The sequence below is a fragment of the Fretibacterium fastidiosum genome (assembly GCF_000210715.1).
GTDB classification, from domain to species: Bacteria; Synergistota; Synergistia; order Synergistales; family Aminobacteriaceae; genus Fretibacterium; species Fretibacterium fastidiosum.
In genome coordinates this window covers 1433362-1441058 of record NC_021038.1, presented here as the reverse complement: position 1 = coordinate 1441058, position 7697 = coordinate 1433362, and the positions used below count along the sequence as shown (strand labels likewise).

Here is a 7697-nt window from a genome sequence, read left to right as displayed (position 1 = left end):
TCGTGTCGTCTGACTGAGCTGTGGAAGTCCCCCGGACTTCCTTCGCCCTCAGCCGACCAACCGGCCGCCGCAATCCTCCCGAAAGATCGGCTTGCGTGAGGCCGGTCGTCTGGCCGAACCCCTCCGCCTCACTTCGTTCGGCACCTCCCCTTTCAGGGGAGGCAATCCACACTAGACGCGATTTGGTATGAGCCGTTCATGACGGCAGAAAAAGGCCGGAGGGCACCCTCAGGTGCCCCCAAAACTGCATAAGAATTTGCATAACAAAAGCCCCCGCCTTGAAGCGGGGGCTTTAGGTTTCGGTCCTCGATGGGGATAAAAAAATGGCGGAGACGTAGAGATTCGAACTCTAGGAGCATTGCTGCTCAGACGCTCTCCAAGCGCCCGCCTTCGACCACTCGGCCACGTCTCCGCAAAGCGAACACGAGGGACATTATACACGAGATGCACCCTTTATAAAAGGGGGCGGGCAACTTTTTCCAGGATCAAAAAATAGATGCGATAGATGCGGTCGAAAAGTCAATGCGTCCCTCTCCGGTCAGCCGAATTTTCAAGTCCACCCCCCGCAGCCCTCCGCTGCCGCCCGGCGCCGTCACTCCGCCCAGACGGTCACCGAGGGGAAGCGCAACCTTGAACGTCCGATGGCAAAGCGCGGCGCCAGGGCCCGCGCGACGGGCTCCGGGGACGAGGCGTTCACCCACAGCGGAGAGCCGGGCTCCCCCGGATCCATGACGAAGAGCCCCGCGTCCTCCAGGGCACGGAGGGCCTCGGCACGGTCCTCCCCCTCCGGCAGGTCGATCTGGATCATCAGCCCGACGGGCGGCAGAGCCAGCTCCGAGCGAAGCGCCAGTTCACTGCGCCAGAAGCGCTCCCAGCCTCCGGAGAGGATCGCGCGCCACTCCGCGCCGAAGCGACGGCCCTGGATCAGCACCGTCCGCCCTGCGGCCTCATCCCCGCCGCGGCGGCCGCGCCAGTAGGACTCCCACACCATGCTGAACGCCTGAAACCGCGCGCTATACTCCGGCCGGCGCAGTTCCGCGTCCAGGTCCAGCCACGCGGCAAGCCCCACGTCCAGCCGGTCGCAGAGCGCCAGCGCGCCCCGGGTCCCCAGAAGGAGGGACGGGACCTCCGGAGCCCTGATCCTCCCCTCCTCATGAAGGAGGACGGGACACTCCGGCATCAGCCTGCCGGCCATGGAGGCCAGCGCCTCAAGCCCAGGACGCCGGCCCGACCAGAGGCCTCCTCCGCAGTCCGGACAGCGTTCGGGAAGGGCCTCCCTCCGGCCGCAGCGAATGCAGCGCAGCGCCTGCCCCGAGGACTCGCTGCGCATCACGCCGCCGCAGCGGGGGCAGCGGGGCGAGTGCCCGCACTCCACGCAGAAGACCTCAGCCGCCTCCCCCCTGCGGTCCAGCATCCAGAGGACGTGCCGCCCCCGCCCCAGTTCCCTCCGCGTTCGGGCCAGGAGTGAGACGGTCAGGGGCAGGTCCCCCTCCACGCCCCGCTCCCTCCCCTTCAGGGAGCGCCGGACGTCCGCGAAGACCATCCGGTCGCGGTCCGGCAGGACCTCGCAGGCGGGGTGAGCGCGCAGGAAGGTCTTGGACGACGGCATACGACCGCCCAAGATCAGGCGCGCACCCAGCAGGGACGCGCGCCGCCCTGCGATGCTTCGGGCCGAGACGCGGGGGGCCCGCTGGGGGACGTAGGCGGGGCTCGCCTCATCGTCCACCACGACCTGTCCGGGGGCCATCGGGGCGTAGACCCCCCCGGGAGGCGCCACCACGATGCGCGCGTTGCCTGATCGGACCTCCCTCCAGGCGTCCCAGAGCTTCTTTCCTCCGGAGGAGGGCCAGAGCACGGCTTCGGCCTTCAGATGGGCCGGGAGCGACGCAAAGAAACGCCGCGCCGTCGCCGCCTCGGAGAAGAGGACCAGCGTCCGGCACGGCCGTTCCAGCGCGGCCCGGTAAAAGGCCGCGCGTTCCTCATCCCACGGGATAAAGCAGTGCTCCTCGCAAAAGGCGCTCCTTTCGGCGCCCCCCTTCCGTTCTCCGCCGAAGGGGCTGTCGAGCGTGGCCCCTTCCAAAAACTTTGCGGGGCAGGCCGTCTTCAAGACCATGCCCGTCCCGCAGAGGAAGGTCCGTCCCACCCAGCACATCAGCTCCCACAGCTCGGCGCCCAGAGGCCCCCTCTCGTCCAGCACCTCATGGACGCTGCGCAGCGCAGCCTTCGGCCTCTCGCGCGCGGGGCCCGCCACGAACCCGATGCGCTCCCCCCGCCCCACCGGGACCCTGACGCGGGAGCCGGGTTCGGGCACAAAGGGCGCCTCGTAGGTCAGGGCGTTCCACCATGGCCCGGGGACGACGACCTCGATGAGCTGCGAGGACACTTTTAAAGCTGCAGCCGCCCCGCCAGAGAGCTCCAGACGGCGTCGGCGACGTCCTCCTTCCTCCCGGACAGGAGCTCCTCATCGTCCGGAGCGATCAGGCGCAGCGCGTTCGTCTCCGAGGCAAAGCCGCTGCCGGGCGCCAGGACGTCGTTGGCCAGGATGAAGTTCAGCCCCTTGCGCTCCATCTTGGCGCGGGCGTTCCTTCGGACGTCGTCCGTCTCCGCCGCAAAGCCGATCAGGATTTGAGCCGGCCTCTTCTTCGCCCCCACCTCCGCCGCGATGTCGGGGTTCTGCACCAGGTCGAGGGACAGCGCCTCGCGCCCCTCGCGCTTCATCTTGTGCGGCTTCCGCTCCCTTGCGCGGTAATCCCCCACGGCCGCAGCCTTGACGATCACCCTGGCCCAATCGAGGTTTGCCATGACCGCATCCCTCATCTCAAGGGCGGACACGACGCGCGTCACCTCAAGCCCATACAGGGAACAGGGCGCCGGGTCAACGGGGCCCAGGATCACCCGAACCTCCGCGCCCCGATGCCAGGCGGCGCGGGCCATAGCCAAGCCCATGCGCCCCGTGCTGGGGTTGGAAATGTAGCGTACCGGGTCCAGGTATTCGTGGGTCGGCCCGGCGGTGACCAGGACGTGAACGCCCTGAAGGTCGTGGACTGGGGCCAGCGCGCGGAAGACCTCCTCCGCGATCTCGACGGGTTCGGGCATCCGTCCGGGCCCCTCCTCCCCGCAGGCGAGGGCTCCTGCCGAAGGCTCGACCACCCGCACCCCACGCCGGGCCAGGGTCGAGAGGTTCTCCTGCACCGCAACGTTCCCGTACATGTGAGCGTTCATGGCCGGGAAGACCAGCACGGGCGCCTCGGCAGCCAGAAGCGTCGCGGCCAGCAGCCCCTCCCCACGACCGTACGCCAGGTCCGACGCCGCGTCCGCCGTGCAGGGGGCGACGGCCACGGCCTCCGCCCACTCCGCCAGGCGGATGTGGGGGATGGAGGCACCCCGCTCCTCCGACAAGAGGTCCTCCTGACGCCAGACGCGCCGGCCGGAGAGGGTGGCAAGCACGAGAGGGCTGACGAAGTGCTCCGCGGCGCGCGTCATGACGACCTCCACCTCGCAGCCCTCCCTCCGCAGGCGCCGCACCAGCTCCGGGATCTTGTAGGCGGCGATGCCCCCCGTGACGCCGAGCAGCACCCTCCGGCCCCTCTTCCAGGAGGTCATTGCTCGGCCGGCTGTGACAGGATCGACGGGTCCCCCGGCGCGGGGATGCCGTTCCCCTTCTCCACCTCCAGAAGCGCCATGGAGAGGTAGCGCTCGTTCGTCATCAAATCGTTCTCGATGGTCTTGTGTTCGCCAAGCCAGCGCGCCCTCGCCGCAATGCTCGCCGTGATCTCGTACTTGTTGTCCGTCCCACACTTCTTTGCCAGGCCCTCAAGGTCGTAGAACTTCATCTTCTCACTCCACGTTCCGGGGAAAGGTCCCCTTCATATACCTTCATAAATAAAAAGCGCCAAGCGCCGATTCACCCTAAAACGTTGTGGAAAGCCATCGAGGAACGTCAAACCGGGGGGTCCTTCGGCGCTTCCCCGAATTTCAGCATGGGGCTGCGTCCCCCTCCGGGGAGATCGCCGTCGTCGTTCACTCCCGATAGCTCAGGATCAACCTCCGCAGCTCGGCCGAGGCGTCGTCGAGGTCGTCGTTGACCAGAATCCGGTCGTAAGTTCCCTCCTGCTCCATCTCCATCTCGGCGTTCGCCAGGCGGTGCCTCAGCTCATCGTCGCTCTCCGTCTGGCGATTCCGCAGGCGCCGCTCCAGCTCCTCCAGGGAGGGGGGCGCCACGAAGATGGAGATCGCGTCCGGCAGGCGGCTGCGGACCTGCTTCGCACCCTGGACGTCGATCTCAAGCAGCACGTCGTTCCCCGCGTCCAGCTCGCGCTCCACGTCCGCGCGCAGCGTCCCGTAACACGCGTCGTGTACGCGGGCGTGCTCCAGGAACAGCCCCTCCTGCACCCTTCGTTTGAAGTCCGCCTCGGAGACGAAGCGATACTCGACGCCGTCCCGCTCCCCCGGTCGCGGGCTGCGGGTCGTGCAGGAAATGGAGTAGATCAGGCCCTCCACGTCCTTCAGGGCGCGCTCGCGAAGCGTTCCCTTGCCGACGCCGCTCGGCCCGGACAGGATGAACAGCCTCCCCCGCCTCATGCCCAGCCCCCCTACTCGACGTTTTGAATCTGCTCACGGATGCGTTCGAGGCAGGACTTCGCCTCGACGACCCCCCAGCGGAACTCCGCGTCCGCCACCTTGGAGCCCATCGTGTTGACCTCCCGGTTCATCTCCTGGATCAGGAAGTCCAGCCGACGCCCCGCCAGCCCCCCTCCGTCCATCGTCTCCTGAAACCGCTCGACGTGGGCCGCCAGGCGAGCCAGCTCCTCGGAGACGTCCCACCGGTCGGAGAGAAGGGATATCTCCTGAGCGACCCGTGCCTCATCCACCTCAAGCTCAAAGTGCTCCGCCACACGCTCTATCCTCGCCCTCAGGGACTCCAGGGCCGCCGCAGCGGCGGTCCGCCAGCGCTCCTCAAGGCCTCGGACGATGTCCTCGAAGGCCTCCAGGTCCCCGGCAACGACGGAGCGCATCTTCTCCCCCTCCGTCCGCTTCATCTCCATGAGGGAATCCAGCGCGGCGCGCAGCAGGTCGTCCCAAACCTCAGGAGCCTCCTGAACTTCGGCGGCGGCCGCACCGCCCAGCTCGCAGATCCCCGGCAGGACGAGGAACGGCGTCAGGTCCGCGGGGGCCGTCAGCCCCTGCCCGCGGGCTAGGGACTGAACCCGTCGGAAGAACTGGAGCAACCCCTCCTCATCCAGCGTCGGCGTGCGAACCCCCGGAGCCCAGGCGACCTCCGCGGAGAGGCGGACCTTCCCGCGGTTCAGTCCGGCGCGCAGGATGGAGAGGAAACGCCACTCCATGGACGCAAACTCCCTGGGGAGCCGCGTCGAAAAATCCTGATACCGATGATTCACCGACGTCAGCTCAAACGTCACCGATCCCCAGGGGAAATCCCGCGAGGCGCGCCCAAATCCGGTCATGCTCAAGAACATGAAAGCCCTCCCCAAACGTCTGTCACGGCCGCGGCGCCCCCTAGAGGCCGGAGGGACGGGTGAACCAGGGGTTCCTCTCCGTCAGGAAGCGCTCGATCTCCTGCCGCAATTCCAAGAGCCCATCGCCGCGAAGGGCGCTCACCCTCACGACGTTCTCCCCCGCGTTCTCCAGCGCCGCCGCCAGCACCTCCGCCTCCGTCCGCTGAACCGCGTCCAGCTTGTTGAGCACCAGAAAGCGGGGAGCTCATGACAGCGAATCGCCAGGAGGGTGTCGAAGATGACCTGACAGGTCTCCATCGCCCTGGCGTCGGACGCATCCAGGACCAGCAGAAGGAGCTCCGCCTCCTGAATTTCCTCGAGTGTGGCGCGGAACGCCGCCACCAGCTCCGGCGGAAGGCTGCGGATGAAGCCCACCGTGTCCGACAGGAGAAAGGCGCCGCCCCCCGGCAGCGGGATGCGGCGCACCGACGTGTCCAGGGTGGAGAAGAGGCGGTCCTGCGCGACGATGGTCCCGTCGCCCGAAAGGGCGCGCAGGAGGGTCGATTTGCCGCTGTTCGTGTACCCCACCAGCGAGACGGTGGGGAGCCCGCGCTTGCGGCGCCTGTCCCGCACGAGACGCCGCTGTCTGCGGACGTTCTCCAGCTTTTTCGCCATGTCGCGCACCTGGCGCTCCAGCCGTCGGCGGTGGCGCTCGAACTCCGTCTCGCCGGGACCACGGGTCCCGATGCCCCCTCCGGTCCTGGACATCTGCAGCCCCAGCCCCTTCAGGTGCGGGATCTCGTAGCGCGCCATGGCCATCTGGACCTGGAGGCGCGCCTCCGCCGTCAACGCGCGCCGCTCGAAGATCTTCATGATGACGAAGGGACGATCCCACACCGTCACCTTCGTCAGGGCCTCCAGGTTGGCCCTCTGCACGGGGGAGAGGGCCTCGTCGAACACGAGGTAGCGCGCCCGCAGGGAGCTGCAGAAGAGCCTCAGCTCCTCCGCCTTGCCGCGCCCCACCAGGGTCGCGGGGCTTGGCTCACCCCTGCCCTGGGCCGCGGAGCCAAGCGTCTCGATGCCCAGGGACGTAAGGAGAAGGGAGAGCTCCGCAAGGCGTTCCTCCGGACCCTCCCTCTGATCCGGGAGCGAGAGGGCCGCCACGACGGCGCCGCTCCGGCTCTCAGAGCGCTCAGGACGCCTGCGACTCAAGCGACTTCATGACGTCCGTCAGCCGCTGCATGATGACGTCCCTCCCGTCCTTTCCGGAGTAGACCTCATCCGGGAAGCGCAGCGGCTTCGCAAACGTTATCGTGATCTTGTGGGGCTTGATGAAATGCGCGCCGGTCGGCATGGCCTCATAGGCGCCGTGGATGAATACCGGCAGAATGGGCGCCCTCTCGTGGGCGGCGATCAGGGCCACGCCGCCTTCGAGAGGCTTCAGCCTGCCGTCCGGGGAACGGCCGCCCTCCGGAAAGATCAGGACGTCGCTGCCGTCCCGGTAGAGCTTCATGAACCCCCGCAGGGCACCCGCCGCCGAGGCGTTGTCCGAACGGGAGACGGGCACGGCGCCAAGGGCGCGGATGACGGTACCCAAAAACCAGGACCGAAACAGCTCCTCCTTGGCGAAGTAGCGCAGCTGCCGCTTGAAAAAACACCCCACGACCACAGGGTCCAGGTTGCTCGTGTGGTTGCAGGCGACGATCATCCTCTCGTCGGGGTCCAACGGCTCCTCCCAGCGCACGGAGCACCGGTTGTACACCCGAAGCGCCATGCGGAGCAGACCGCTGACGATCGCATAAAAAACCGGGTTCGGCTTCACTCCTCCACGTCCCCCCTTCGCACGGCATCGCGGACAAGGCCCTCGAAGCATTCCACCACTTCGTCCTCGCTCATGTCCGACGTATCCAGCAGGACGGCCCCCTCCGGCCGCCTCAGGGGAGCCGTCTCCCGGCTGCTGTCGAAGCGATCCCGCTCCCGGATCGCCGAAAGCGTCTCCTCGTAGGAGACGTCCTCCCCCTTCGCCTCCCGCTCGAGACAGCGGCGCCTGGCGCGCGCCTCGGGCGAGGCCGTCAGAAAAAACTTCAAGGGCGCATCGGGGAAGACCACGCTTCCCGCGTCGCGCCCCTCCACCACCAGGGAGCCGTACTTCGCCTGATCTCGCTGCAGGCCCAGAAGTGCAGAACGCACGCAGGGCAAGGCTGAATAGGCCGAGACGACCCGGTCGATGCGCGGCGTGCG

9 protein-coding genes and 1 tRNA gene are annotated in these 7697 nt (G+C 67.8%); all 10 read right to left on the bottom strand.

Annotated elements, in window-relative coordinates:
* Positions 1-324 precede the first annotated feature (324 nt).
* Positions 325-412 (bottom strand) — tRNA-Ser (locus SY1_RS06645).
* 180 nt (positions 413-592) lie between these two features.
* Positions 593-2383, bottom strand: a complete 1791-nt coding sequence (locus SY1_RS06640; RefSeq protein ID WP_208873161.1) for a primosomal protein N' family DNA-binding protein — start codon at positions 2381-2383, stop codon at positions 593-595.
* Between the two features lie 2 nt (positions 2384-2385).
* Positions 2386-3576 (bottom strand): bifunctional phosphopantothenoylcysteine decarboxylase/phosphopantothenate--cysteine ligase CoaBC, encoded by a 1191-nt coding sequence (gene coaBC / locus SY1_RS06635; protein ID WP_243440611.1) that lies wholly within the window; start codon positions 3574-3576, stop codon positions 2386-2388.
* A gap of 23 nt (positions 3577-3599) precedes the next feature.
* Positions 3600-3833, bottom strand: coding sequence for a DNA-directed RNA polymerase subunit omega (locus SY1_RS06630; protein WP_015556566.1), 234 nt, complete (start codon positions 3831-3833; stop codon positions 3600-3602).
* A gap of 187 nt (positions 3834-4020) precedes the next feature.
* On the bottom strand, positions 4021-4581 hold the full coding sequence (gene gmk, locus SY1_RS06625; protein WP_015556565.1) for a guanylate kinase: 561 nt from the start codon (positions 4579-4581) through the stop codon (positions 4021-4023).
* An 11-nt stretch (positions 4582-4592) separates the two neighbouring features.
* Positions 4593-5477 (bottom strand): YicC/YloC family endoribonuclease, encoded by an 885-nt coding sequence (locus SY1_RS06620; RefSeq protein WP_015556564.1) that lies wholly within the window; start codon positions 5475-5477, stop codon positions 4593-4595.
* A gap of 40 nt (positions 5478-5517) precedes the next feature.
* Positions 5518-5664 (bottom strand): hypothetical protein, encoded by a 147-nt coding sequence (locus SY1_RS06615; RefSeq protein ID WP_208873157.1) that lies wholly within the window; start codon positions 5662-5664, stop codon positions 5518-5520.
* Positions 5622-6668, bottom strand: a complete 1047-nt coding sequence (gene hflX / locus SY1_RS06610) for a GTPase HflX (protein WP_208873155.1) — start codon at positions 6666-6668, stop codon at positions 5622-5624. Before hflX ends, SY1_RS06615 begins: the two co-directional genes overlap by 43 nt.
* Entirely contained in the window at positions 6649-7230 is a 582-nt protein-coding gene (locus tag SY1_RS06605) for a lysophospholipid acyltransferase family protein (RefSeq protein ID WP_208873153.1), read from the bottom strand. Before SY1_RS06605 ends, hflX begins: the two co-directional genes overlap by 20 nt.
* Positions 7231-7274: 44 nt before the next feature.
* A partial coding sequence (locus tag SY1_RS06600; RefSeq protein ID WP_208873151.1) for a (d)CMP kinase occupies positions 7275-7697 on the bottom strand: 423 nt, incomplete at its 5' end.

What these genes read in the sequence shown, in the direction of transcription:
- SY1_RS06630 (WP_015556566.1), bottom strand. Translation starts at nt 3,833, where the DNA reads ATGAAGTTCTACGACCTTGAGGGCCTGGCAAAGAAGTGTGGGACGGAC.
- gmk (WP_015556565.1), bottom strand. Translation starts at nt 4,581, where the DNA reads ATGAGGCGGGGGAGGCTGTTCATCCTGTCCGGGCCGAGCGGCGTCGGC.
- SY1_RS06620 (WP_015556564.1), bottom strand. Translation starts at nt 5,477, where the DNA reads ATGTTCTTGAGCATGACCGGATTTGGGCGCGCCTCGCGGGATTTCCCC.
- SY1_RS06605 (WP_208873153.1), bottom strand. Translation starts at nt 7,230, where the DNA reads ATGGCGCTTCGGGTGTACAACCGGTGCTCCGTGCGCTGGGAGGAGCCG.